This is a genomic window from Actinomadura macra NBRC 14102 (genome assembly GCF_001552215.1).
In the GTDB taxonomy this organism is placed as follows: Bacteria; Actinomycetota; Actinomycetes; order Streptosporangiales; family Streptosporangiaceae; genus Spirillospora; species Spirillospora macra.
The window spans coordinates 209,354-233,647 of the sequence record NZ_BCQT01000020.1 but is presented as its reverse complement, the minus strand read 5'-3'; the positions used below and the strand labels follow the sequence as shown (position 1 = coordinate 233,647).

The following is a 24,294-nucleotide window of genomic DNA, read 5'->3' as shown; positions in this document are numbered from 1 at the left end:
GCGGTTCCGCGCTCAGCCGGTCTGGCCGGCGAGGGCGCCCCTGACGCACAGCAGCGACGCCGAAGCCGACGTCCGCGCCGTCAGGACCGAGGTCGCGAACCCGTGCCGCTGGAGTGTCCGATCGAGATCGGCGGTCAGCCGCGCGGCCTGCGCGCTCGACGGAGGCTCGTAGAACAGGAACAACGCGCCGCCCGGCTTCAAGATCCCGCTGAGCAGCCGTAGTTCCGCCGCTGGATCGCGGACCCAGAACAGGTTGACGTTGACCGCAAAGATCTTGTCGAACCGCTCGCCGCCGAAGTCCGCCGTCTCCAGGTCGGCGGTACGCACCACGGCTCTGCCCGCCGCGAGTGGCCCGGCGTTGCGCCGCTCGGCCCGGGCGGTCTGCGTCGCCGACCGGTCGATGGCCGTGATCCTCCCCGTCACCAGCGCCGGGCAGATCAGCGCGACCGCGACGCCGCCGCCACAGCCGATCTCCAGCACCTCGTCCGCGGGCTCGATCGCGAGCGTCCGCACCGCCCAGCTCAACCGCTCGGGAACCGGCTCCATGGCCCGACCGTACTGGCCACCGCCGACGAAGCGGCCACCGCGGTCGCGACCGTGTCCACACTGGTCGTCTCCACCCTGGCTTCCTCACACGCAGGAACACCGGTCATGGCCGTCGCCGGAACGTCGCCGCCAGGACGAGCGGGACGAGCAGGAATGCACCACCTGCTGTCGCCATCGCGCCGGCCGCTCCCCCGGTCAGCGCTACCAGGCCCGGGACGGCGGAGGAGCCCGCCGAGCCAGCGTGAGAGGAGGGCCGCGACGCCGAAGACGCCGAGCGCCCAGGACGCCAGACCGGGCCCCGCCAGCACGGCGAGAAACGGCAGGACGTACGCGCCGAGCTGGTTGAGGACGCGCACGCCCACCAGCGCCTTCACGTCCCACGGCAATGTCCCCCTCACTTCGGGCAAGCGTACGAACCGCCTCCGACAGTTCAGTAGCGTTCACGTCCATGCCGTCCACAACGAGGCCCTCCGCAGCGAAGTCCCCCACGACGAAGAAGCCGAAGGAACCCGCACGTCCGAAGCTGCCCGCATCGCCGAAGGTGGCGGGGCCCGAGCACGATCTTGTGGACGACGGGCTCTACCGGGAGCTGGCGTTCGGGGTCATGGACCTGGCCGGAAGGATCGCGCAGGACGTCGAGTTCGAGCGGTGCGTGTTCGACGGGACGCTGCTGCCGGCCGCCCTGCTGGAGCGGGCCACCGTCTCCGACTCCGCGTTCGACCGCTGTGACCTGGCGAACCTGAGGTTCACGAATTCGCGGGCGTTCGCGGTGGCCATCACCGGGTCACGGATGACGGGCGCCGCGTTCACCGACTGCGCGTTCCAGGACGTGGTGTTCGAGTCGTGCCGCGCCGATCTGGCGGGGTTCCGGTTCAGCACGTTCAGACGGGCCGTGTTCCGTGACTGCAATCTAGAGGGGGCGACGTTCCAGAGCGCTGACCTGCGCGGTGTCCGGTTCGAGGGGTGCCGGCTGGGCGGGGCGCAGTTCAGCGGGGCGACGATGGCGGGCGCCCGGTTCGCGGGCTGCGACCTGCGGGGCGTGGCCGGAGTGCAGAGCATGGGCGGCGTCACCGTGGCGGCGGAGGACGCGCCGGGGCTGCTGGCCAGCTTCGCGGCGGAGTTGGACATCACCATCGAAGGCTGATCGAACACATGTTTGACCCGGTGAGTACATTGGGGGCATGACAGGCGCTTTCCAAGGCTCGCTGCTGGACGAGCCTGACGAGACCACGCCGCGTCCGCTCCAGGCCGCGCGGCGGACTCCGCTGGCCCACGGCGCATGGATCGACGTCCTGCCCGGCTGGATTCCCGGCGCGGACGCGCTGTTCGAGCGGCTGCTCACGTCCGTCCGGTGGCGCGGCGAGAGCAGGCGCATGTACGACAAGGTGGTGGACGTCCCGCGCCTGCTGTCGTTCTACCGGGAGGGCGCCGCGCTGCCCGACCCCGTCCTGGACGAGGCGAAGGCCGCGCTCGATGCGCACTATGCCGCGGAGCTGGGCGAGCCGTTCCGCACCGCCGGGCTGTGCCTCTACCGGGACGGCCGCGACAGCGTCGCCTGGCACGGCGACACCCTCGGACGCGGCGCGACGGAGGACACGATGGTCGCGATCCTGTCCGTCGGAGCGCCGCGCCCGCTGCTCCTGCGTCCGCGCGGGGGCGGCGCGACGATCCGGTACGAACTCGGGCACGGGGACCTCATCGTGATGGGCGGGAGCTGCCAGCGGACGTGGGAGCACGCGATCCCGAAGAGCGCCCGCGCGAGCGGGCCGCGGATCAGCGTCCAGTTCCGCCCCCGCGACGTCCGCTGAGACCACCCCAGAACGGGGCCAAGCCCTCGCGAGGGGTCGAACGGCGATGGCACGATGAACGGTGATCCTTCCTGGCGGCTGAGGAGGCCCGTTTGCTGCGTCTGGTCGTGTCACAGACCTCCCCCCGGGCGTATCGGACGGTGCTGGACGCGCTCCAGGCACCGACACCCCCTTACGGCCCGCACGGACGGCACATCCTGATCGAGCCGGGCCAGTACCCGGCGACGGGTTTCCGTAGTTCGGGGGACTTTGTTCTGACGGCGGCCGGAGGCCCCGGGTCGGTCACGCTGGACGGTGCCACCGACGCGACCATCGAGGTCACCGGCAACGTGACGCTGCAAGGGCTGATCGTCCGGAACTGGAGCGACGAGGGCAACGCGCTGGACGTCGCGGAGGGCAGCGTCCTCGCCGAGCAGTGCCGGTTCGTGAGCCGCACCGGGTCGGTCGCGGTGAGCGTCTGGAACGGCGGGCGGCTGGCGCTCAGGAACTGCTTCGTCCAGGACGGGGCGGTGGTGTACTCGGCATCGTCCGGGCTCATGGAGGGAACCGACCTCGCGGGTGCGGAGAGCAACGCGCTGGCGATACGCAAGGGCAGCGCGGTGACGGTCCGCGGCTGCCGGATCGAGGGCGCGTCCGGTAGCGGGATCTGGGTGACCGAGGGGTCCAAACCGCTGATCGAGCAGTGCACGATCAGCGATCCGGGGTCGGCGGCCGTCCTGGTGGACGACCACGCGGACGCGGCGATCCGCAACTCGGCGTTCCACGGCACCGGGACGTGCTCGCTGGTCGTCCGGGACAAGGGCAACGCGCTCGCCGAGGACTGCCTGATCACCGACGCGAGCATGGAGTCGGTCTGGGTGACCGCGGGCGGTTCGCTCACCGCGCGGCGGCTGCGGCTGGAGGCGCCCCGGCGGACGGGCGTGGTCGTCGAGGAGGGCACCGGGTTCTTCGAGGACTGCGAGATCCTCGGCCCCGCGAAGCACGGCGTGTTCGTCGGCGACCGGGGCCGCGGCACGTTCGTCCGGGGGCGGGTGGCGGACGCGGCGGAGATCGGCGTCGCGGTCGTGGCGGGCGGCGGCGGCACGTTCACCGGCGTGACCGTGACCGGCAGCGGGCTGATCGGCGCGAACGCCGACCCGGACTGCGAGATGTCCCTGCGCGACTGCACGATCGTGGACAACCCGGGGTCGGGGATCGTCACGGCGCGGTCCGCGCAGGTCCAGATGGAGGCGGTGACGAGCGAGCGCAACGGCCAGCCCGACGTTCTGGACTTCGAGCCGGAGGTCGTCACGGCGAAGGTGGTGGAGACGGCGCGGGCCGCGGCGGCCCGCGCCGACGCCGGCGCGGCGACCGCGCTAAAGGCCCCTGACCAGGCACCGACGGCCGCGTCCGCCGACGAGTTGCTCGCCGAACTGGACGCGATGATCGGCCTCGCCGGGGTGAAGCGGGAGATCAGGAAGCTCACGAACCTGCAGAAGGTCGCCGAGCAGCGGCGGCTCGCGGGCCTGCCGCCCGGCCCGACCATCGGCCGGCACATGGTGTTCGCGGGCCCGCCGGGGACGGGCAAGACCACCGTCGCGCGCCTCTACGGCCGTATCCTCGCCGCGCTCGGCGTGGTCGAGAAGGGACAGGTGGTCGAGGTGAGCCGGACCGACCTGGTCTCTGAGAATGTCGGCGGCACGGCACTGAAGACGACGGAAGCGTTCGAGCAGGCCAGAGGCGGTGTCCTCTTCGTGGACGAGGCGTATGCGCTCACCCGCGAGACGACGGGCACCGACTTCGGTCGCGAGGCCATCGACACCCTCGTCAAGCTGATGGAGGACCACCGCGACGAGGTCGTGGTGATCGCGGCCGGGTACTCGGCGGAGATGCGGGAGTTCATGGCCGCGAACCCGGGCCTGAAGTCGCGGATCTCCCGGACGGTCGAGTTCGAGAACTACGGCCCCGCCGAACTGCTCCAGATCGTCGAACTCCAGGCGGGCAAGGACGGCTACCGTCTCGCCGACGACACCCGGGCGGCCGTCCTCGACCACTTCACGACGGTCAAACGGGACGCGGGCTTCGGCAACGGCCGCGCGGCCCGCCGCGTCTTCGAGGCCGCCGTCGAGCGCCAGGCGCAGCGCCTCGCCGACCTGACCGAACTGCCGTCCGGGGAGGAGCTGAGCCTGCTGCTCGCCGAGGACCTCGACGTCGACACGGGTCTGGCCGCCCGGTTCGGTGAGGCGCGCGACGCCGCCCAGGTCCGCGGCGTCCTGGCGAAGCTGACCGGGATGACGGGGTTGGCGCAGGTCAAGCAGGAGATCGGCGACCTGCTCGACCTGCTGGCATCGGCGCGGCGGCGACGCGAGGCCGGGCTGGAGGCCGAGCCGTTCACCGGGCATCTGGTCTTCGCGGGGCCACCCGGGACCGGCAAGACGACCGTCGCCCGCCTCTACGGTGAGCTGCTCGCGGCGCTCGGCGTCCTCGCGCAGGGCCAGGTCATCGAGGCCGCACGCGTCGACCTGGTCGGGCAGTACGTCGGGCACACCGCGCAGAAGACGGCGGAGGTGTTCGAGCGGGCCCGGGGCGGCGTGCTGTTCATCGACGAGGCGTACACGCTGGCGCGGTCCGGTGGCGGGACGGGCCCGGACTTCGGGCAGGAGGCCATCGACACGCTGGTCAAGCTGATGGAGGACCACCGGGACGAGGTGATCGTCGTCGCGGCCGGCTACACGTCGGAGATGGGAGACTTCCTGGCGGCGAATCCGGGCCTTGCGTCCCGGTTCGCCCGCACGCTCACGTTCGAGCCGTACGACGTGGACGGGCTCGTGTCGATCTTCCTGGGGAAGGCGGCGGGCGCCGACTACCTCGTCCCGGACGGCACGCGCGAGGCCCTCAGCACGCACCTGGAGGCGGCGCGCGACCGGTTCCGCGAAGGCAACGGCCGCGAGGTCGACAAGCTGTTCCGCTCCGCCGTGACCGCGCACGCCCGGCGCACCGAGCGGCTCGCGGACGGCGGGGAGCGACTCACCCGGGAACAGCTCGCCACCCTCCTTCCCGAGGACATCACCGGCTGACGATTTCCGAGCGCCTCACTGGCTGACGTCGCAGGTCAACGGCTCGGGAAGCAGAGTGCAGAGCAGGTCACGGATCGCCGTGCGGTGATCGTCGGCACGCCAGGCGACGGCGAGGCGGCTCGGCGCCAGGCCGGTGACGGGGAGCGCGGCGATGCCCGGCCGCCGGTAGATGGCGGCGTTCCCGGACGCCATCAGCACGATGCCGCTGCCGTCCTCGATGGCGGTGAACGTCTCATCCGAGTTCGCGACGGTGGCGCCGATGCGCACGGGATGCCCGGCGCGCTCGTCCAGCGCGAGCCAGAAGTCGCGCAGCGGGCCGGCGCCCTCGGGGAGCGCGAGGAACGGCTCGTCCAGAAGTTCGGTGAACGCGACGCTCTCGCGCCCGGCCAGCGGGTGATCGTCGCGGACGGCGACCCAGCGCGGTTCCTCGGCGACCACCTGGACGGTGAACGCCTCCTGGCGCGGGATCGGCAGCCACACGAACGCGACGTCCACCTCGCCCTCGGCGAGCCCGGCGGTCGGGTCGCCCCAGTCGACCTGGCGAAGCCGGATGGTCCAGGACGGACGGCGCTCGGCGAATCGCGCCCGCACGTCCGCGAGCAGGCCGCGCCCGACGCTGGTCGACAACCCCACGGTCAGCATGGACGCCTCGGCCGCCGCGGCGTCGCTGACGGCGCGCTGCGTCTCGTCCCAGGCCAGCAGCATGTCGCGGGCGGCGGGCAGCAGTGCCCGACCCGCGGCGGTGAGCGCGACGGTGCGGCGGTCGCGGTCGAGCAGCCGCACCCGCATCAGCTCCTCCAACTGCTTGAGCTGCTTGCTGAGCGCGGGCTGGGAGACGAACAGCCGCTCGGCCGCGCGGGTGAAGCTGAGCTCCTCCGCGATGGCGACGAAGTACCGCAGATCCCGTAGGTGTGCGTCCACCGGCCTGAGCGTAACGGCTCGCCGGTTTGTCGGTGGTGCACAAAAACGACCCGCCCGTTGCGTCGCCATCCCCATTGGATTGAGTGTCCAATTACCTTACGGTCAGGTGGCCGTCGCCCGGACGGTATGGGGGATGACGAAGGGTTCACGGGTCATGTCCACCAGAGTTCGCCGGGTCCTGCACGCCGTGCTGGCGACCTGCGCCGGAGTCGCCGTGACTGCGGCCCTGACGGCGACCGCCCCGCACGGCGGCGCCGCGGCCGCCGCGCAGGGCGCCACGCCTCCCGCCGAAGATCCGTTCTACACACCGCCTGCACCGCTCCCGCCCGGCGAGCCGGGCGATCTCATCCGGTCGCGCGAGTCGGTGTTCACGATCGATCCGATCGGCCGCTCCCCGTACCGGGGCGTGAAGTCCTGGCAGGTGCTGTACCGGTCGGAGTCGGTGCGGGGCGCGCCGATCGCCGTGTCCGGCACCGTCCTCGTCCCGACCAAGGCGTGGACGGGCCCCGGCAAGCGGCCGCTGGTCTCCTACACGGTCGGGACGCGCGGACTCGGCGACGCCTGCGCGCCGTCCTACACCCTCACGCGCGGGCTGGACTACGAGGGACTGTTCATCGCCGACGCCCTCGGCAAGGGCTGGGCCGTCACGATCACCGACATGGAGGGGCTCGGCACACCCGGCCAGCACACCTACGAGGTCGGCGGCTCGCAGGGCAGGGCCGTCCTGAACATGGCGCGGGCCGCGCAGCGGCTCCCCGGCGCCGGGCTGGGCGGGAATCCGGTCGCCGTCTGGGGCTACTCGCAGGGCGGGACGTCCGCGGGCTGGGCCGCCGAGTTGGCACCCACCTACGCGCCCGATCTGCGGCTCACCGGCGTCGTCGCCGGTGGCGTCCCGGCCGACCTGCGCGCCGTCGCCAAGAGCCTGGACGGTTCCCCGTTCGTCGCGCTCATGTTCATGGCGGCGGTCGGCTACGACACCGCCTATCCCGGGCTCAACCTCGGCGACTACCTCAACGACAGGGGGCGTGAGCTGCTGAAGAGGGCCGAGAATCTCTGCCTGCTGAGCTTCGACGGCTTCTCGACGCTGCTCACCACCGCCTTCAGGAAGATCAGCGACTACACCACCAGCAACCCCCTCGACACCGAGCAGTGGCAGGCGCGGCTGGACGCCAACAAGCTCGGCTCCACGGCCCCGGGCGTCCCGGTGTTCCAGTCCCAGGCTTTCCTGGACGAGATCATCCCGTTCGGGCAGGCCGACACCCTGTACAGGGCATGGTGCGCGAAGGGCGCGAACATCACCTGGAAGACCTACGGACTCGCCGAGCACGTCACCGGCGCCGTGCGCAGCGAACCGGACGCCATCGCGTTCCTCACCGACCGCTTCGCCGGCAAGCCCGTCCGAGGCACCTGTCCCTGACCGGCACGACACGTCCCTGACCGGCACGACACGGCATACCGCCGCCATCGGCCGCATCGGCGGCGCGCCGGTTCCACCCCGGCCGGCGCGCCGCCGATAACGCACGGCTATCACCGCAGCTATTGGACGTCTTCGCGCCGTCCAGCGATCATGCTGTCATCCGGGCGAGGGGAGGCGACATGACGGTCTCGCTGGTGACGGGCGGCAACCGGGGCATCGGGCTGGAGGTCTGCCGGCAGCTCGCGGCACGCGGCCACGAGGTGCTCCTCGGCGCCCGCTCACCCGAGCGCGCCGCACGCGCGGCCGCGGTCGCCGGCGCGACGCCCATCCGGCTGGACGTCACGTCCACCGAGGACATCGAACGGGTGGCGGCCGAGATCGAGCACCTGGACGTGCTGGTCAACAACGCGGCCATCACCTACGACACCTGGCAGCGCGCGGTCACCGCGGACCTCGGCGTCGTCCGCGAGGCCGCCGAGACGAACCTGTACGGGCCGTGGCAGCTGACGCAGGCCCTCCTTCCCGCGCTGCGCCGCAGCCGGCACGCGCGGATCGTGAACGTCTCCAGCGAGGCCGCGTCCCTGACCAACCTCGGCGGCGGGACGCCCGCCTACACCTCGTCCAAGGTCGCGCTCAACGCACTGACGCGGATGCTCGCCGCCGAGCTGCGCGCGGACGGAGTCCTGGTGAACGCCGTCTGCCCGGGCTGGGTGGCCACCGACATGGGCGGCCCCGGCGGACGCCCCGTCGCCGACGGCGCGGCCAGCGTGGTGTGGGCGGCGACCCTGCCCGACGACGGCCCGACCGGGGGCTTCTTCCGGGACGGCCGTCCCCTTCCCTGGTGACATCTGGTGACTTCTCCGCTGGAGGGCAACGCATGATCCTCGTCACGGGCGCCACCGGCAACGTCGGCGCCGACCTCGTCCGCATCCTGGTCGCCGCGGGGAGGCCGGTGCGGGCCCTCGTCCGCACCCTTCCGTCCACGCGCACGGACGGCGGCGAGCACGGCAGCGAACACAGCCACGGACACGGCGTCCAACCCGGCGTCGAGCACGTCCTGGGCGACCTCAACGAACCGGCGTCCCTCGCCCCCGCGCTCGACGGCGTGACCGGCGTGTTCCTCCTCCCCGGCTACCACGACATGGCAGGCGTCCTGGACGAGGCGCGCCGTGCCGGGGTCGAGCGGGTCGTCCAGTTGTCCGGCGGCTCGGCCGGCAGCGGCGACCTCTCCAACGCGGTCACCCGCTACATGGTCCGCACCGAACAGGCCGTCTACGACTCGGGGCTGCCCTGGACCGTCCTGCGGCCGAGCGCGTTCATGTCGAACGCGCTGCGCTGGCTGCCGCAACTGCGCGCGGGCGACACCGTCCGGCTGCCGTTCGCGGGTGTGCGCGCCGCGACCGTCGATCCCTACGACATCGCGGCCGTCGCTGCGGCGGCACTGCTGGACGACGGCGACGAGCACGGCCGGACGGGCGGCCACCAGGGCAGGATCTACCACCCGACCGGCGGCGAGTCCCTCCTGCCCGCCGAGCAGGTCCGCGTCCTGGCCGAGGTTCTCGGCCGCGACCTGCGCTTCGAGGCTCAGCCGGACGACGAGGCACGGGCGGAGATGAGCAGGACCATGCCGCCCGAGTACGTGGACGCCTTCTTCGACTTCTACGTGAAGGGCACGCTCGACGAGTCGATCATCCGCCCGGACGTCCAGGTGGTCACGGGCCGTCCACCCCGCACCTTCCGCGCGTGGGCCGAAGCGCATCGTGCCGCGTTCCAAGCGTGACCCGGCTGGTCAGGCAGTCGTCTCGGGGACCGACGCAAGCGCCCGTTGGAGGACTTGGGCCAGGTGAAGAGCCTGATGGCCGGTTCCCTGCGCCACCTGGGTCCGGCAGGAGAAGCCATCCGCGAGGACCAGTTCACCGTCCGCGCCGCGCACCTTGGGAAACAGCTCGCGCTCGGCGCAGCTCTGCGAGACGTCCCAGTGGCCCGGTTCGAAGCCGAAGTTGCCCGCGAGACCGCAACAGCCCGCCCCGATGACGTCGGTGTCCACCCCGAGACGCGCGAGGACGGCGAGGTCAGGCGCATACGAGCCCTTGGCCTCCTGATGGCAGTGGACCTGCGCCACCGCGGCGGCGTCCAGCGTCCCGAACGGCCAGTCGCCGTCGTGCCCGGCGACCAGTTCGGCGAGGGTGACGGTGACGTCCCCCAACCGCCGCGCGCGCGGGTCGTCCGGCAACAGCTCGGGGGCCTCGTTCCGCAACATCACGGTGCAGGACGGCTCCAGCCCGACGATCGGGAGACCGGCGTCCAGCGCGGGCGCCAGAATGTCGAGCGTGCGCTTCAGGACGCGCCGAGTGACGCCCAGCTGACCGGTGGAATGCCAGGTCAGCCCGCAGCACACACCGCCGGGCGGGATCAGGACCCGGTATCCGAGCGCCTCCAGGACCTCGACGGCGGCCCGACCCACCTCGGGTGAGTGGTACTCGGTGAACGTGTCCGGCCAGAGGACGACCGTGCCGGAACGGCCGGGCCTCGGCCCACCGTGCGGCCCGCGGAACCAGGCGCGCAACGTGCGGTCGGCGAAACGGATCATCTGGCGGCGCGGCTCGACCCCGGCGGCCCGCTTGACGGCCCGCGCGACCGGCTCGCGCGCCAACGCCGCGTTGACCAGCCGGGACGTTCCGGGGACCGCGGTGGCGAGACGCGACCAGAGCGGCAGCCAGCCCATCGAGTAGTGCGCCATCGGACGGCGGCGCCCGGCGTAATGGCGATGGAGGAACTCCGCCTTGTAGGTCGCCATATCGACATTCACCGGACAGTCGCTCGCGCACGCCTTGCACGACAGGCACAGGTCCAGCGCCTCGCGCACCTCCTCGGAGCGCCAACCGTCCGGCAGCGACTCGCCGCGCAGCATCTCCGCCAGCACGCGGGCCCGGCCGCGTGTGGAGTGCACCTCGTCCCGGGTCGCCTTGAACGACGGGCACATCGCGCCCGCGCCGAGGTCGCGGCACGCGCCCACGCCCACACAACGGTGGACCGCCGCGGCGAACGAGCCGTGGTCGCGGGTCAGCGCGTGCACGGGCGTGATCGCCAGCGCGTCCCGGCCCGGCCCCGGCCGCAGGTCGGCGTCCAACGGCGCCGGATCGACGATCACCCCCGGGTTGAGGCGGCCGTCCGGGTCGAAGACGGCCTTGAACGCGGCGAACGCGCGCAGCACCTCGGGCGGGTACATCGCGCCGAGCAGTTCGGAGCGGGCACGGCCATCACCGTGCTCGCCCGACACCGTCCCGCCATGGGACACGACGAGGCGCGCCGCGTCCTCGACGAACGCGCGATACCCGGTGACGCCGCGCGGCTCGTCCAGCCCGAAGTCGACCCGCAGGTGCAGACATCCCTCGCCGAAATGCCCGTACGGGACACCGCGCAGGCCGTGTTCGCGCATCAGGTCGTACAGCTCGCGCAGGTATCCGGCGAGCCGGGCCGGCGGGACGGCCGAGTCCTCCCAGCCGGGCCACGCCTCACCGCCGTCCGGCAGCCGGGTCACGATCCCCGAACCGGCCTCGCGGATCCACCACAACGCCCGCATCCGTCCCGGATCGTCGACCACGACGGACGTCGTCCCGGGCACCCGTTCGCGGACGGACTCGACGAGCGCGTGCGCGGCCTCGCGCGCCGCCGCCACCGTGTCGCCACCGACCTCGCAGTAGAGCCAGCCACCGCCGGACGGCAGGTCGGACCCCGCGTCCGCGCGTCCCGGCTGCTGCCGCAGTGCGGTCAGGAGGTCGGCGGCCATCCCCTCCACCGTCAGGGCCCCGGACTGCGCGGCGAAAGGGGCGACCTCCGCGGCCACGAACACGTCCGGGAAACCAAGGACGGCCAGCGCGCGCGCCTTCGGCACCGGGACGAGGTTGACCGTGGCCTCTGTGACGAGACCACACGTCCCTTCCGCACCGACAAGGGCCTTCGCTACGTCGAACCCGTTCTCCGGCAGGAGATGATGCAGCCCGTAACCGGACACCTGGCGGCTGAACTTGCCCAGTTCCTGCCGAAGCGGACCCAAATGCGCGTCCCGTAGCCGGCGCAGCTCCGCGTCGATCGCCACATCGCCGGACGTGCCGCGCGCGGCCGCCAGCTCGCGCCCGTCCGGAAGGAGCATCCGGAGCGCCTCGACGTTCGCGGACGTGATCCCCCAGGCCACGCTGTGCGACCCGCACGCGTTGTTGCCGATCATCCCGCCGAGCGTGCAACGCGAGTGACTGGACGGGTCGGGCCCGAACGTGAGCCCGTACCGGCCGGCCTCGGCACGCAGGTCGTCCAGCACCACACCGGGGCCGACCACGGCGGTGCGCGTCTCGGGATCGATCGCATGGATGCGCCCGAGGTGGCGGGAGGTGTCGATGACGATCCCGGAACCGATCGAGTTGCCGGCGATCGACGTTCCCCCGCCACGTATCGTCACGGAAAGGTTCTCATCTTCGGCCAGCCTGAGAACCCTGGCGAGGTCACCGACCGTCCGTGGCTCCGCGACCGCGACCGGGACGCGCCGGTAGATCGAGGCATCCGACGAGTAGGCGGTCCGAACGGTCAGACCGGTACGGAAGACCCCTGGGAGCGCGGCATCCAGCCGGCGAGCATGATCGACCACAGTCCATTGTCTCAACCCACCCCAGGTACACGCCTGGCGGCTCGCCCGCTGTGTCGATAGCAACCCAGGTCGATAGCAACCCCGGCGTCGATAGCCGGCCCACGGACACGGCGCCGGGCGGGCTCACCCTCGACCGCGCCTGGGCGAGCACGTCTGAGCGCGCTCGCGCCGCGGTGGAGGCCGCTGAAGCTCGGGTTCGCATCAGATCATCAATTCGGCGGTCGTCCGCGCCGCGCCCGTGCCCCGGAGGAGGGATGTCCGACCCGTCCGGGCCTCGGCGGCCTGAAGGCCGCGGAAGCGGGAGCGGAAGGGCCGGGTTTCCAAGACCCCCGGAGCGGGGGCGAAGTGCGCGCTTGACGGCCTTGTCAAAATTCGCCGGAAAAGGTTTCACATCATTGTGGAACAGAACAATTTCTGAGGAGGAAGGGGCGATTGAGCCGCGTGACTCAGCAGCCGTCCAGTCGCCCGTCTCGGATGGCATGCACAAGTGCACGCCACTGCGTGGAATTCAGGGAGAGCATGCCCGCGGCGTGGTCGTGCGAGTCGCGGACCAGCACCGACGGGCCAAGCGCCGCAACCTCTACGCATTCGGAAGCTCCTTCGGCGCTCGCGCTGCCCTTGCGCCAGTTCAGCACACTCACCCGTTCCGATCGATTCACCATCCAGCAACCCTCCATCCATTGCCGGCGGGTGCCGTCTCGCCAACCGATCGAGCAAGCACACCCGCCAGCCGAGAGCCAAGCAGGGCACGACAAACCACGACCTTGTGGAATTTTTCCCGATCACGAGTGTAAACGGTTCTAGTTATCCCGCCTACACGGGGAACACAAGATCACTCTGTGTGCTATGAGGGCTACTCGCCTTGGGGGTCGTCCGGAACGGCGGTCACCTCCGATCGATTGACGTCGTTCAGCGCAGCGGTCAGGCCATGAGATCTTCGGCGGCCTGTCTGATCATGGCAATGGACTCCTCGGACGGGAGCGCCTCGTCCAGCAGGGTCTCGAAGTTGTCCCGGTACTCGGAGATCCGATCGTCGTCGCCGGTGACCATCACGCTCGCACTGGCACGGCCCTCCAGATAGAGAACGTCACCGAGACCGCCCTCGAACTCCAGGATCGTGAACGGCCCGTAGATGCCCAGGTGCGCGCCCACACTGAACGGGATGACGCGCACGGTCACCAGATCGTCCCGCTCGGCCGTGTCGGCGATGTGCCGGAGCTGGTTCGGCATGATCGCCGGGTCGACCTTGATGCCGACATGGCGGCGGATCACCGCCTCGTCGATGATGTAGTACTGGCGCGGCGGGTCGGCCCTCTTGGCCAGTTCCTTCTGCCGCTGCATGCGCAGCTTGACGCCGAACGCCTGCTCCTGCGGCGTGACGACCCCGGTTGAGAGCACCTGGGCGTATTGCTCCGTCTGGAGAAGGCCGGGAACCAGCGTCCCGTGGAAGTTGCGCATGTACGCCGCACCGGCGGCGTAGCCCACATAGGTCAGGAAGGAGTCGTCGAACTCGCCTCGGTAGGCGTTCCACCAGGCGGGCTCGCGCGCGCCCCGGGCCAGTGCCTGCAACCGCTCCTGGCGACTCTCCGAAGTCAGATCGTAGACCGACAGCAGCGCCTGCAAGTCGGTGCGGGTGATGGCGTTCTTCCCGCCCTCGACCCGGATGAGCTTCGACGGGGACCATTCGAGCTGGCGCACCACCTGCTCCTGTGTCAACCCTTTCTCCTTGCGGAGCCGGACGAGCTCTGTGCGCAGCAGCGCGCTCTGGACGATCGGTCCTTGATCACTGGTCATCTGTATCGCTCACCCTGTGTGGTCGATGCCAGCAGCCGCACTGCCAGATGGCATGACGCGATCCGGCGGCCTACATGGCGCCACTTCGCCATGTTTCCTCCTGTGTGGACCTTGATCCACTGGTCTATCCCCCGTCACGTCGGTGAAATTTTCTTCTGTAGCTGGCAGCCTGCTGCATGTCGGCTAACTATGTTGTAGCGTGCTAGGTAGCAGATTAGCAGGCTTCGCGCAGCCATAGGGCACACTGCTACCGACAAGTGGAGGATCCGGTTAACGGAGGGTGAGGAGCAGGCGTCGGCCATCGGTCGGCGTGCGACCCGCCGGACGGGAGCCGATCAGGAGGTCAGAGCAAACCGACATTTCGGCAGTTCCAGAAAAACAAAAAGAGCCGCTCCCACTTCCCGTCGGTCACCGGTTGCAGCCAAGACGATCGACGAAAAGCGTGAGCGACTCCTGGAGACCGCGAGGTACGTGACGCCCGACCCTCCGGGTACGCTGCGAAGACGCAGAGACACCCGGCTTGACCTGGCAAAACGTTCCCTGCGGACTCACCCAGTCTAACCGCGATCTCGCGGTACGGGCTATAGGTGACCGCGACTTCGATAGGCGAGCGACCGACCCCGCGGGTGATTCCGCTGGCCGGTGCGTTGCGTCCGGAGACGCAAATCCAGGTATGGGGTCTCGAACATGATGTCAAGACAGCACCACCGTCCCCCGATCCATGACGTCCACCCCTTTCGATCCGCCGCCGGCCGCCGGGCCCCGAAAGGGGTGTGATGATGGCCGAACGCGAACACCGGCACGACCCGGACGAGTTCGTCCACCCGGTACCCGACACCGCTGACGCCGCGCCCTCCCCCGCCCCGTCCACGGAACGCGGCGAGTCCCCTTCCCGCGACCTCGCGGAGCTGGGCCGCCACTACGACCTCGTAGGAACGCACCAGGGCTACACACCGCCGGTCGCGCCGACGGAGCCGCCCGGGCCCGAGAACGCCGCCACGGCATCGTCGGGCTTCTGGCAGGCCCTCACCCCCGTCGAGAGATCCGCGCTCGTCGTCTCCGCCCGTGAGATCGCCTTCCTGATGGGCGACGTCCTCTGGTGCGAGGGCCAGATCGCCGATCACGTCCTGCTGATCCGGTCCGGCTGGATCAGGGTCTGCATCGAGCGGGAGGGACACGAGCAGATCATCGCCTTCCGCGGTCCCGGCGACATTATCGGCGAGCGCGCCGCCCTCATGCTGCGGCAGCGCTCGGCCACGATCGTCGCCATGGACGACGTCCGGGCCCTGCGCATGACGACGCAGGAGTTCGCCGCCTACCTCAACACCTTTCCGCGTGTACTCGGCGTGCTCGAACGTGAGATGTACGAGCGGCTGACCGAACAGGCGGGTTCGCTGGCCCAGACGGCACCGGGCGAGCCCATTCCGCAATACGGCACGCACCCGGTCACGCACCCCTACGGTCCTGCTTCGCAGTTCGGGCCACCACAGCGCTACGCGGGCGAACCGCCGTTCCTAGGCCACCCGCACGTGACGCACCCGCACCCAGCATGTCCCTTCGCGTGGCACCTGTACACGGGTCTCAACCCGTACGCCGGCATCTCGCCTTACCAAACCGGGTCTCACCCTGCCCCGAGCCAGGTTCCGCATCCCTCGCAGGCGCACCAAAGCCAACCAACGCATCACATGGCCACGCATCACATGGCCACGCAGCCCATCGCGACGCGACCCATGACCACGCACCCCATGACCACGCACCCCATCGCGACACAGCACACGGCCCTCGCTCCGCTCACCGACCCCGCAGACATGACCACCACACCGTCCTGGGCCGGCCAGAACTGCACCATCGTCTTCACCGACATCGCGGGCTTCAGCAACGAGGTGTCCCGCGACGACCTCGACCGCCGCGCAATGCGCGACGCCATGTACGGGTTCCTGCGGGAGGCCTTCGAGGAGTCCCACGTGCCCTGGGACTCCTGCCACCGCGAGGACCGCGGCGACGGCGCCCTGTTCGTCATTCCGCCGGAGACGCCGACCAGCACCGTCATCGACCCGATGATCGCGCGGCTCGGCGCGCTACTGCGCCGGCACAACCGCCGCTCCAGCGAGGCCGTCCGCATGCAGCTCAGGGTCGCGCTGCACGTCGGCCCCGTGATGCCGGACGGCGAAGGCGTGTCCGGCTGGCCCGTGATCCAGACCGCCCGGCTGCTGGACGCCCCGATCCTCAAGGACAGGCTCGCCCAGAGCGGCGCCGACCTCGGCTTCATCGCCTCCTCGTTCGTGTACGAGTCCGTCATCGCCCACAGCCCCGGTTACGTGAACGCCGCCGACTACGAGCGCGTGCGCTGCCGGGTCAAGCAGACGGACGTCGAGGGCTGGATGCACCTGCTCGGCACCCCGGTCCAGCCTGCGCGCTGACCTTCTCTACCCTCTGTCCTGGTCCGTCCCCTGTCCAAGGCACTCGGCCCGCTCCCCGCGCGGGCCCCTAGTGCGGGCCCCCGACCCGCACCCACGCCCCCGCGTGCTCGTCTCGCGGGGTTCTTCTTTTTGCGGATGTAGCACCCCTCGCCAGGACGAGCCACCTCACGCCACGCACCCGCGGACACGGCACCATCACACACTTCGCATTCATCCCCAAAGCCCCAGATGCCGGGCCTCCGACGCGGGCGATAGCCCCCGGAACGTGGCGGCCGTCAGTACGGCTCGTCGTGGCGGCGGGGGGTGCTGAGAGCGACGCGCATGACGAACCGTGCGCCGCGCTCGCTGTCCTCGATGGTGAGATCGCCGCCATGCGACTTGGCGATCTCGCGGGCGATCGGGAGACCGAGGCCGGTGCCGCCGGCATCCCTGTCCCGGCCGTCCCTGAGCCGGGCGAAGCGCTGGAACACGATCTCCCGGTCCGCCTCGGCCACGCCCCCACCGTCGTCCAGCACCTCCAGGACGCCCGTGTCGCCCTCACGGCGGACGCTGACGTCCACCCGCGTCTCGGCGTGCCGTTCGGCGTTGTCGAGCAGGTTCGTCAGCAGCCGGACGAGCCGCAGCCGGTCACCGTTGATCGTCACGCCCTCCTGGAGGTGGGTGACGATCCTCTTGCTCCGGTCCGCCCTGGCCAGCTCGATCGTGACGAGCGCGGCGAGGTCGACCGGCTCGGTATCGCTCCACTTACCGGCGTCGAGGCGGGCCAGTTCCAGCAGGTCCGTGACGATCGCCTGAAGACGGTCCAGGCTCTGCAGGACGGATCGTCCGGTCCGCGGCCAGTCGACCTCCTCGGGATACATCAGCGCCTCCTCCAACTGCGCCCGCGCCGCGGTGATCGGGCTGCGCAGATCGTGGGACGCGTCCGAGGTGAAGCTGCGCTGCCGCTCCAGCGCGGCGTCCAACCGGTCGAGGGTCGCGTTCGCCGCCTCGGCCAGCAGCCTGACCTCGTCCCGGTTCTCCGGCACCGGGACGCGGTGGCCCGAGCGGCGCGCGGTGATCTCGGTCAGCTCCGCCCGGATCGCGTCCACCGGGGCGAGGGTCTGGTCGACCGTCCGCCAGGTCCGCAGGGCCGCCAGCAAGATCACTAGAAGCGACACGCTGACCAGGAACGTGCTGAGGCTGGAGTTGACGTACCAGGGGATGCTCTTGGCGGCCGCGTAGACGGTCCAGTCCCCTCCCGGCTGGTAGACGCGGAACGCCACGACGGACATGCATCCGCTGAGCCCCGTCGGAGGGCACAGCACCTTGGCCGCGTAGACGCTGTCCCCTTCCGGGACGAACGAGGCCATCGGCGTGCGACCCCGCACTCCGGGCGTGGCCGCGATCACCATCCGCCGGTCGTTCAGAACCTGAACGTCGACCTTGTCCGGCGCGGCCAGCTGCGCGGACACCCGATCCCGCTTGATCTGGTAGGCGAGTTGCAGCGCAGCCGTGGTGGCCTGCTCCCGCCGGTACTCCGACTCCCGCCCCCGCACACCGGCGCCGATCACCAAGGTCAGGACGGCACAGATCACGGCGGTGACCGCCGCGGCCATGACGGTCATCCGCACCCGTATGGACCATGTGCGCCGTCCGTACACCCGACCTCCCGCAGGTGAGGTAATCACCCGCCAGACCGGAAACAAGCCTGAGAACGGGCTTGCTGTGCCCAAGAGACGTCAAAGAATTGGTTTACCCGGTCGCTTTACCGCCCACCTTTTGCACTCGGCGAGCGACACAGGACTGCCGATCCGACCACCGGGTCCACGGTCATGAAGCATGTCATCCAGAAGCCTCGGAAATGGACGACAGCGCTGTTAGCATCGTTCGTTATGGAGCTGCGCCAGCTGGAGTACTTCGTGGCGGTGACGGAGGAGGCGAGCTTCACCAAGGCGGCCGCCCGTCTGCACGTCGCCCAGCCCGGTGTCAGCGCCCAGATACGCCAGCTCGAACGCGAACTCGGCCAGCCACTGCTCGACCGGTCGGGACGGACCGTCCGGCTGACGGAGGTGGGCGCCGCGGTGCTGCCCTACGCGCGGGCGGCGCTCGCCGCGATCGAGGGCGCGCGGCTGTCGGTCGACGAGCTGACCGGTCTGCTCCGCGGCCACGTCACGATCGGCACCATCGACTGGATCAGGTCCCTGGAACTGCCCGCGATGCTCGCCGGGTTCCACCGCGACCATCCGCAGGTGGAGATCACCGTCACGCAGGACGACTCCGCCACCCTCGTGGACGGGCTGCTCACCGGGCGTATCGACCTCGCGTTCATCAGCCTCGGATCCGAGCGGCCCGAGGGCCTGCGGACCCAGGTCGTCATCGAGCAGGCCCTGTACGCGGCCGTCGCACCCGATCATGAGCTGGCGGGACGGTCCGCGGTCGCGCTGCGGACGCTCGCCACGCGGGACCTCGTCAGCCTGCCGAAGGGCACCGGGCTGCGCGCCGTCCTGGACGAAGCGTGCGCGGACGCCGGCCTGCGCCCGCGCATCGCGTTCGAGGCCGCCGAGCCGCCCGTCCTGGCCCAGCTGGCGGCGCAGGGGCTCGGCGTCGCGATTCTGCCCGAGTCCGCCGCCCGCGCCTATGCGGACGAACTGCATCTGATGCCGATCGTCCGTCCCCGCCTCCAGGGCCGCATCGCCCTCGCCTGGCGCGCCGAGGGCCCCCGCAGCCCCGCGGCGCGCGCCGTCATATCCCGGGCCCGCGACCGATGGCCGGGGTGAAGCACAGGGCCCGGGATATCGAGGGCACCGTCGTCTCGGTCAGGCGTCCTTGGCCTTCGCGGCGCTGAGGACGCCGTACAGAACGTCCGGCCTGTTGGTGATGATGCCGTCCACCCCGAGGCCGACGGCCTTGCGCATCCTGGTGCGGTCGTCGAGCGTCCAGGTCTGCACCCGCATGCGGGTCGCGTGCACCTTCTTGACGTAGGACGCGGTCAGGGATCCATAGGTGGGATTGATCTGGTCGGCGTACTTGGCGACTTTCGGCAGGTCGGCGACCTCGGGCTTGCCGAGCAGGGCGGTCGGCACCGCGGGCAGGGCCGAATGGAAGCGCTTCACCGAGTTCCAGTCGAAGGACTGGACGGCCAGCCGGCGCTGACGCGGGTCGGGACGCAGCCAGGACGGGTGGCGCTTCAACTCCGCGGCGATCCGGCGTTCGATCCCCGGGTAGCTCGCCGGGTTCTTGATCTCCACGAGCAGCCCCAGGCCGCGGCCGTCCATCGCCGTCAGCACCTCGCTCAGCGTGGGGACGCGCTCGCCCTTGTACTTGGCGGCGAACCAGGACCCCGCGTCCAGCTTCTTGATCTGGGCGAGGGTGAAACCGGAGACCTTGGACGTGCTGCGGGCCGGGTAGACGCTCTCCAGGTTGGTGGTCCGGGTCAGGGTGGAGTCGTGGACGACCACGAGCTTGTGGTCCTTCGTCTCCTGGACGTCGATCTCGAAGACGTCCGCGTGCTTGGACCGGGCCAGCCGGAACGCCGCGAGCGTGTTCTCCGGCGCGTACGCGGACGCGCCCCGATGCGCGACGTTGGCGATCTTCGCGCTCAGCGCCGCCACCGGGACGAGGCGGGGACGGGGTTCGGGAAAGCCGGGAAGGGAGGAGGGGGCGGGGGGCGGGTCCGCGGCCGCGGCATCCGTCATGGATCCGGTGATCGTCGTCGTGGCCGCGACGAACGCGAGACCATACCGTCGGAACATCTTCACCTCTCGAATGCTGGACGGTGTCACCCCCACGGTTGATCGACTCGATGACACGGGGGTGACAGCCCGGAAGCAGACCATGTACGGCCAGTGACAATACGTATCCGCGAAGGTGAGATGCGAGCGGAACACGGCGTGCGCCTGGAACGTGGCAGTTACTCGCTTTCTTCCGACTTTTCGGGTGGAACCGCCGATTCCAACGTCCACTCGGGCCCCAGCTCCAGCTCAGGCCCCAATCGCAACTCCCGCCCCACGCCCGTCTCCGCCCCCGGCACCGCGTCTTCCCCCGGACCCGGTGTCAGTTCCGGCTCCCTTCCGTCCGGACGGGAAAGCCGCGCCGCCCGGGCGAGGATCAGCGTTCCGAGGACCAGCTTGCGGGTTCTGCGCAGACCCGGCGGGCGTGGGAAGCGGATGCGGCGGGCCGACGGCGCCTCGTCCTCCGGCGGCGGCACGGGCACCGGGACCGAGTGCGGGCGCGGCGAGACGAGCCGGGTCGGACGGCTGCGGCCGCGCAACGTCACCGACTTGCCGAGGTCCCACTCGTCCGCCTCATCGAGATGCGCCCGGTCCAGCACGGGGGCCGCGGCGAGGACACGTCCGGGCGAGACCTTCGCCAGGTCACTGAGCCGGGCGGCCTCGTTGACCGGATCACCGATGACCGTGTACTCGAAACGCTGCTCGGCACCGATGTATCCGGCGACGACCGGGCCCGCCGAGACGCCGATCCCCGCGTCCAGCATCGGCACGCCCTCCCGCAGCCGGACCGCCAGCTCGCGCGCCGCGCCGAGCGCCCCGCCCGCCGGGTCCGGCAGCTCCGCCGGCGCCCCGAAGATCGCAAGCGCCGCGTCCCCCTCGAACTTGTTGATCCAGCCGCCGTGCTTGGCCACGACGCTCACCACCACGCCGAAGAACCGGTTGAGCAGACCCACCACCGCGTCCGGGCTCCGCGTCTCGGCCAGCCGCGTGGAACCGGTGAGGTCGACGAACAGCACCGCCACCTCGCGCGTCTCCCCGCCGAGCGTGATGTCGTGCTCCAGCGCGAGGCCCGCGACCTCCTCGCCGACATGCCGTCCGAACAGGTCCCGGAGCCGCTCGTGATCCCGCAGCCCGGCGACCATATGGTTGAACCCGGCCTGGAGCTGCCCCACCTCGCTCGCGTCGTACACCGAGACCTCGGCCTCAAGATCGCCGCGCTCGACCTGCGCCATCCCCGTCCGCACCGACTTGATCGGATCGGCGATCGCCCGTGTGGCCATATAGGTGACATAGACGCCCGCTACCAGCGCGGCGCCGCCCAGGCCCAGAATGGTGATCGCGAGCTGGGAGGCAGCGATGTCCGGTGCGGCGAGCGCGGCGACGGCCACACAGATCAGCCCGAACACCGGGATCGCCGTCCCGAGCGCCCACGCCAGCATGACCCGCGTCGTCACCCCCGGCAGCCGGAACCGCCGGGGCCCCTCCGCCGCGAGCACCAGTGCCGCCGCCGGCCGCAACAGCCGCTCCGACAGCAGATAGATGATCGTGCAGGTCGTGGCCGCACCGAGCAGGCAGGTCAGCCCGGTCTTCACCGCGAGCCGCCCGGTGAACAGCACACAGTCGAGGACCGCCCACCCGACCGCCCCAAATCCCCACAACCCGCCCACAAGCAGGGTCAGCCGGAGCGGCCCGAGAAGCACCGCCCGGCCCTGCCGGCGATCGGGGACCCCGCCGTCCCGCACCAGGCTGACGACGGGGCGCCACAACCGCAGCCCCATGAAGAGCGCCACCGGCCCCGCGACCAGGGGATAACTGAAGAACGCGACCGCATTCACCAAGTGGACATGGTCACGGTCGTCCAACGGTGGGTCCGGAACCACGAAGGTCGCGAACAGCAGCACCACCAGCGCCCCGACCAGATTCGCGACGCCGACCACGACCAGCAGGACCCAGCGGACGCGGACTTCCAGCCTGGTGCGTGGCACGCCGGGCACAGGCGCCTCCGAGGGTCAGGCCCATCATCGCACTAGGACGGGACGTCCCGGGGCCGGGACGTCCCGTCCCGCTCACGCGCTCGTACTCTCCTCCGCCAACGCGACCTTGACCTTCGTCGCGTCCTGCGACGCACGCCGCACGAGCGGCCAACCCGCGACAATCACGACGAACCATCCCGCCATCACGTACAGCGCGATCCTGGTATCGGCCTCCCACGCGATCGTCACGGTGACGAACACGAAGAAGGCCAGCACCATCCAGTTCGTGTACGGCGCCCCCGGCATCCGGTACGGCGACTTCGGCAACGCCCCGGCCGCGACCCGCCGCCGGTACACCATGTGCGCCACCACGATCGCCGTCCACACCAGGATGGCCCCACCAGTGGAAACAGACGTGATGTACTCGAACGCCTTCTCCGGCACCACCGCGTTGATGATCACACCGATGCCCATGACCAGCGTCGAGATCACCACCGTCAGAACCGGCACACCGCGCCCGTTCAACCCGGCCATCACCTTGGGCCCGTCACCGTTGACACCCGCCGTCCGCAACATCCGCGACGTCGAGTACAGCCCGCCCGCGTTGCAGGACGACAGCGCCGCGGTCAGCACCACGAAGTTGACGATGTCCGCCCCGCCCGTGATGCCGATCTTGTCGAAGGCCAGCACGAACGGGCTCGCCCCGTCCTTGAACTCCGTCCACGGCACCACCGACAGGATCACCAGCAGCGACCCGAGGTAGAACAACGCGAACCGCAGCGGCAGAGCATTGATCGCCTTCGGGATGTTCTTCTCCGGATCCTTGGCCTCGCTCGCCGTCACACCCACCAGCTCGACGCCCAGGTAAGCGAACATGACCATCTGCAACGTCATCAGCGTCGGGCTGAGCCCCTCGGGGAAGAACCCGTTGTGCGACCACAGGTTCCCCACCTCCGCGGTCTTCCCCGCGTCGCTGAACCCGAAGACCAGCACCCCGATCCCGACAAGGATCATCATCACGATCGCCGCGACCTTGATCATCGCGAACCAGAACTCCAGCTCGCCGAACAGCTTGACCGAGATCAGGTTGACCACGAACAGCACCAGCAGCGCCACCAGCGCCGTCTGCCACTGCTCGACCCCGGGCCACCACTTCTGGATGTACTTCCCGGCAGCGGTCAACTCCGCCATGCCGGTCGTGACCCAGATGATCCAGTACGTCCACGTCGTGGCGTACCCCCAGAAGGGCCCGAGGAATTCCCGGGCGTACCCGGCGAACCCTCCCTCGGCCCTCCGGTAGGTCAGCAGCTCACCGAGCGCCCTCATCACGAAGAACAGCATCAGCCCGGCGACCGCGTAGGTCAGGATCAGACTGGGGCCCGCCTTGGCGATGTTCTCTCCGGCGCCAAGGAACAACCCCGTGCCGATGGTCCCGCCGATCGCCAACATCTGGATCTGGCGGGTGCCCAGACCTCGTTGGTAGTCATCTGCGGCCTGGTCTGGGAGCTTTGCGACCATGCGTTTCGGCCTCTCTCACACGCACAACATCTCTGACCCGGGTCAGAGTAGGAACTTGGACAACAAAGCGAAACCCCGCCTACACCACCCTTGAAACCCACCCCGGATCGGTATCCGCCCGGCATCTCTCCGTTACCACCCCTCCTCCCCCTCCGCCCGTCCACCAACCCCTTAACAAGTTGGCGCCGCCCTCGGCCATCGCGTATGCTCTCGGACGTCGCCAAGCGCCGGATCACCCGGCCAAGACACCCTCCAGAGCCGCTAGGCTCGGAACAGCAAGGTCCTGTGGAGCAGCTAGGAGTGCTCGCCACCCTGTCAAGGTGGAGGCCGCGGGTTCAAATCCCGTCAGGACCGCCAGGCGCCCCGCGCGTCCTGGGCAGGTAGCTCAGTCGGTACGAGCGTCCGCCTGAAAAGCGGAAGGTCGGCGGTTCGACCCCGCCCCTGCCCACCTCTCTGAGCAGCGAAAAGGCCCGAAACCGTAATCGGTTC

18 protein-coding genes and 2 tRNA genes are annotated in these 24,294 nt (G+C 70.3%); 10 read left to right on the top strand and 10 right to left on the bottom strand.

What is annotated here, in order from left to right; genetic code table 11:
• Nucleotides 1-12 precede the first annotated feature (12 nt).
• Together AMA02S_RS32685 and AMA02S_RS32680 are read right to left on the bottom strand one after the other, a co-directional pair.
• Nucleotides 13-546 (bottom strand): class I SAM-dependent methyltransferase, encoded by a 534-nt coding sequence (locus tag AMA02S_RS32685; protein WP_084265844.1) that lies wholly within the window; start codon nt 544-546, stop codon nt 13-15.
• Nucleotides 522-944 carry a hypothetical protein gene (locus tag AMA02S_RS32680; protein ID WP_067466280.1) on the bottom strand — a complete coding sequence of 141 codons (423 nt, stop codon included), beginning with the start codon at nt 942-944 and terminating at the stop codon, nt 522-524. The genes AMA02S_RS32685 and AMA02S_RS32680 overlap by 25 nt, the downstream gene beginning before the upstream one ends.
• Before the next feature lie 50 nt (nt 945-994).
• Between AMA02S_RS32680 and AMA02S_RS32675 the strand changes: the two genes are divergently transcribed.
• From AMA02S_RS32675 to AMA02S_RS32665, 3 genes are all read left to right on the top strand, one after another.
• On the top strand, nt 995-1,690 hold the full coding sequence (locus AMA02S_RS32675; protein ID WP_067466277.1) for a pentapeptide repeat-containing protein: 696 nt from the start codon (nt 995-997) through the stop codon (nt 1,688-1,690).
• Nucleotides 1,691-1,727: 37 nt separating this feature from the next.
• The gene (locus AMA02S_RS32670) at nt 1,728-2,354 is read left to right on the top strand and encodes an alpha-ketoglutarate-dependent dioxygenase AlkB (RefSeq protein ID WP_067466275.1); all 627 of its coding nucleotides are present in this window, start codon (nt 1,728-1,730) and stop codon (nt 2,352-2,354) included.
• A 92-nt stretch (nt 2,355-2,446) separates the two neighbouring features.
• Nucleotides 2,447-5,410 carry an AAA family ATPase gene (locus AMA02S_RS32665; RefSeq protein WP_067466272.1) on the top strand — a complete coding sequence of 988 codons (2,964 nt, stop codon included), beginning with the start codon at nt 2,447-2,449 and terminating at the stop codon, nt 5,408-5,410.
• Between the two features lie 15 nt (nt 5,411-5,425).
• On the opposite strand, the gene AMA02S_RS32660 is transcribed toward AMA02S_RS32665, so the two are convergent.
• On the bottom strand, nt 5,426-6,331 hold the full coding sequence (locus AMA02S_RS32660; protein WP_067466269.1) for a LysR family transcriptional regulator: 906 nt from the start codon (nt 6,329-6,331) through the stop codon (nt 5,426-5,428).
• A gap of 154 nt (nt 6,332-6,485) precedes the next feature.
• On the opposite strand from AMA02S_RS32660, the gene AMA02S_RS32655 reads away from it, so the two are divergent.
• The 3 genes from AMA02S_RS32655 to AMA02S_RS32645 all read left to right on the top strand — a co-directional run bounded on the left by AMA02S_RS32655 (nt 6,486) and on the right by AMA02S_RS32645 (nt 9,528).
• Nucleotides 6,486-7,748 (top strand): lipase family protein, encoded by a 1,263-nt coding sequence (locus AMA02S_RS32655; RefSeq protein ID WP_067466266.1) that lies wholly within the window; start codon nt 6,486-6,488, stop codon nt 7,746-7,748.
• 179 nt (nt 7,749-7,927) lie between these two features.
• Entirely contained in the window at nt 7,928-8,593 is a 666-nt protein-coding gene (locus AMA02S_RS32650; protein ID WP_067466263.1) for an SDR family NAD(P)-dependent oxidoreductase, read from the top strand.
• A gap of 32 nt (nt 8,594-8,625) precedes the next feature.
• Nucleotides 8,626-9,528 (top strand): NAD(P)H-binding protein, encoded by a 903-nt coding sequence (locus AMA02S_RS32645; RefSeq protein WP_067466260.1) that lies wholly within the window; start codon nt 8,626-8,628, stop codon nt 9,526-9,528.
• Nucleotides 9,529-9,537: 9 nt separating this feature from the next.
• Here the strand turns inward: AMA02S_RS32645 and AMA02S_RS32640 are convergent, their stop codons facing one another.
• The 3 genes from AMA02S_RS32640 to AMA02S_RS32635 form a co-directional block, all read right to left on the bottom strand.
• Nucleotides 9,538-12,390: an FAD-binding and (Fe-S)-binding domain-containing protein gene (locus AMA02S_RS32640; RefSeq protein ID WP_067466257.1), complete on the bottom strand. Its 2,853-nt coding sequence runs from the start codon at nt 12,388-12,390 to the stop codon at nt 9,538-9,540.
• A gap of 446 nt (nt 12,391-12,836) precedes the next feature.
• The gene (locus AMA02S_RS45165) at nt 12,837-13,052 is read right to left on the bottom strand and encodes a DUF397 domain-containing protein (RefSeq protein WP_157430971.1); all 216 of its coding nucleotides are present in this window, start codon (nt 13,050-13,052) and stop codon (nt 12,837-12,839) included.
• Between the two features lie 259 nt (nt 13,053-13,311).
• Nucleotides 13,312-14,184, bottom strand: coding sequence for a helix-turn-helix domain-containing protein (locus AMA02S_RS32635; RefSeq protein ID WP_067466254.1), 873 nt, complete (start codon nt 14,182-14,184; stop codon nt 13,312-13,314).
• Between the two features lie 776 nt (nt 14,185-14,960).
• Here AMA02S_RS32635 and AMA02S_RS32630 point away from each other — a divergent pair.
• A complete protein-coding gene (locus AMA02S_RS32630) occupies nt 14,961-16,604 on the top strand; it encodes a cyclic nucleotide-binding domain-containing protein (RefSeq protein WP_157430970.1) in 1,644 nt (547 codons plus the stop codon).
• A gap of 275 nt (nt 16,605-16,879) precedes the next feature.
• Here AMA02S_RS32630 and AMA02S_RS32625 read toward each other — a convergent pair whose 3' ends face one another.
• Complete coding sequence (locus tag AMA02S_RS32625; protein WP_067466248.1) at nt 16,880-18,208, bottom strand: sensor histidine kinase; 1,329 nt, start codon at nt 18,206-18,208, stop codon at nt 16,880-16,882.
• Nucleotides 18,209-18,475: 267 nt separating this feature from the next.
• On the opposite strand from AMA02S_RS32625, the gene AMA02S_RS32620 reads away from it, so the two are divergent.
• A complete protein-coding gene (locus AMA02S_RS32620) occupies nt 18,476-19,360 on the top strand; it encodes a LysR family transcriptional regulator (protein WP_067466245.1) in 885 nt (294 codons plus the stop codon).
• A 39-nt stretch (nt 19,361-19,399) separates the two neighbouring features.
• Here the strand turns inward: AMA02S_RS32620 and AMA02S_RS32615 are convergent, their stop codons facing one another.
• The 3 genes from AMA02S_RS32615 to AMA02S_RS32605 form a co-directional block, all read right to left on the bottom strand.
• Nucleotides 19,400-20,335 carry a glycerophosphodiester phosphodiesterase gene (locus AMA02S_RS32615; RefSeq protein WP_157430975.1) on the bottom strand — a complete coding sequence of 312 codons (936 nt, stop codon included), beginning with the start codon at nt 20,333-20,335 and terminating at the stop codon, nt 19,400-19,402.
• Nucleotides 20,336-20,493: 158 nt separating this feature from the next.
• Nucleotides 20,494-22,299 (bottom strand): adenylate/guanylate cyclase domain-containing protein, encoded by a 1,806-nt coding sequence (locus AMA02S_RS32610; RefSeq protein ID WP_245667927.1) that lies wholly within the window; start codon nt 22,297-22,299, stop codon nt 20,494-20,496.
• 81 nt (nt 22,300-22,380) lie between these two features.
• A complete protein-coding gene (locus tag AMA02S_RS32605) occupies nt 22,381-23,805 on the bottom strand; it encodes an amino acid permease (protein ID WP_067466239.1) in 1,425 nt (474 codons plus the stop codon).
• Nucleotides 23,806-24,084: 279 nt separating this feature from the next.
• Between AMA02S_RS32605 and AMA02S_RS32600 the strand changes: the two genes are divergently transcribed.
• Nucleotides 24,085-24,162, top strand: a tRNA-Asp gene (locus AMA02S_RS32600).
• 17 nt (nt 24,163-24,179) lie between these two features.
• Nucleotides 24,180-24,253 (top strand) — tRNA-Phe (locus AMA02S_RS32595).
• The last annotated feature ends 41 nt before the right edge of the window (nt 24,254-24,294 follow it).

What these genes read in the sequence shown, in the direction of transcription:
- AMA02S_RS32685 (WP_084265844.1), bottom strand. Translation starts at nt 546, where the DNA reads ATGGAGCCGGTTCCCGAGCGGTTGAGCTGGGCGGTGCGGACGCTCGCG.
- AMA02S_RS32675 (WP_067466277.1), top strand. Translation starts at nt 995, where the DNA reads ATGCCGTCCACAACGAGGCCCTCCGCAGCGAAGTCCCCCACGACGAAG.
- AMA02S_RS32670 (WP_067466275.1), top strand. Translation starts at nt 1,728, where the DNA reads ATGACAGGCGCTTTCCAAGGCTCGCTGCTGGACGAGCCTGACGAGACC.
- AMA02S_RS32655 (WP_067466266.1), top strand. Translation starts at nt 6,486, where the DNA reads ATGTCCACCAGAGTTCGCCGGGTCCTGCACGCCGTGCTGGCGACCTGC.
- AMA02S_RS32650 (WP_067466263.1), top strand. Translation starts at nt 7,928, where the DNA reads ATGACGGTCTCGCTGGTGACGGGCGGCAACCGGGGCATCGGGCTGGAG.
- AMA02S_RS32645 (WP_067466260.1), top strand. Translation starts at nt 8,626, where the DNA reads ATGATCCTCGTCACGGGCGCCACCGGCAACGTCGGCGCCGACCTCGTC.
- AMA02S_RS45165 (WP_157430971.1), bottom strand. Translation starts at nt 13,052, where the DNA reads ATGGTGAATCGATCGGAACGGGTGAGTGTGCTGAACTGGCGCAAGGGC.
- AMA02S_RS32635 (WP_067466254.1), bottom strand. Translation starts at nt 14,184, where the DNA reads ATGACCAGTGATCAAGGACCGATCGTCCAGAGCGCGCTGCTGCGCACA.
- AMA02S_RS32630 (WP_157430970.1), top strand. Translation starts at nt 14,961, where the DNA reads ATGATGGCCGAACGCGAACACCGGCACGACCCGGACGAGTTCGTCCAC.
- AMA02S_RS32625 (WP_067466248.1), bottom strand. Translation starts at nt 18,208, where the DNA reads ATGACCGTCATGGCCGCGGCGGTCACCGCCGTGATCTGTGCCGTCCTG.
- AMA02S_RS32620 (WP_067466245.1), top strand. Translation starts at nt 18,476, where the DNA reads ATGGAGCTGCGCCAGCTGGAGTACTTCGTGGCGGTGACGGAGGAGGCG.
- AMA02S_RS32615 (WP_157430975.1), bottom strand. Translation starts at nt 20,335, where the DNA reads ATGTTCCGACGGTATGGTCTCGCGTTCGTCGCGGCCACGACGACGATC.
- AMA02S_RS32605 (WP_067466239.1), bottom strand. Translation starts at nt 23,805, where the DNA reads ATGGTCGCAAAGCTCCCAGACCAGGCCGCAGATGACTACCAACGAGGT.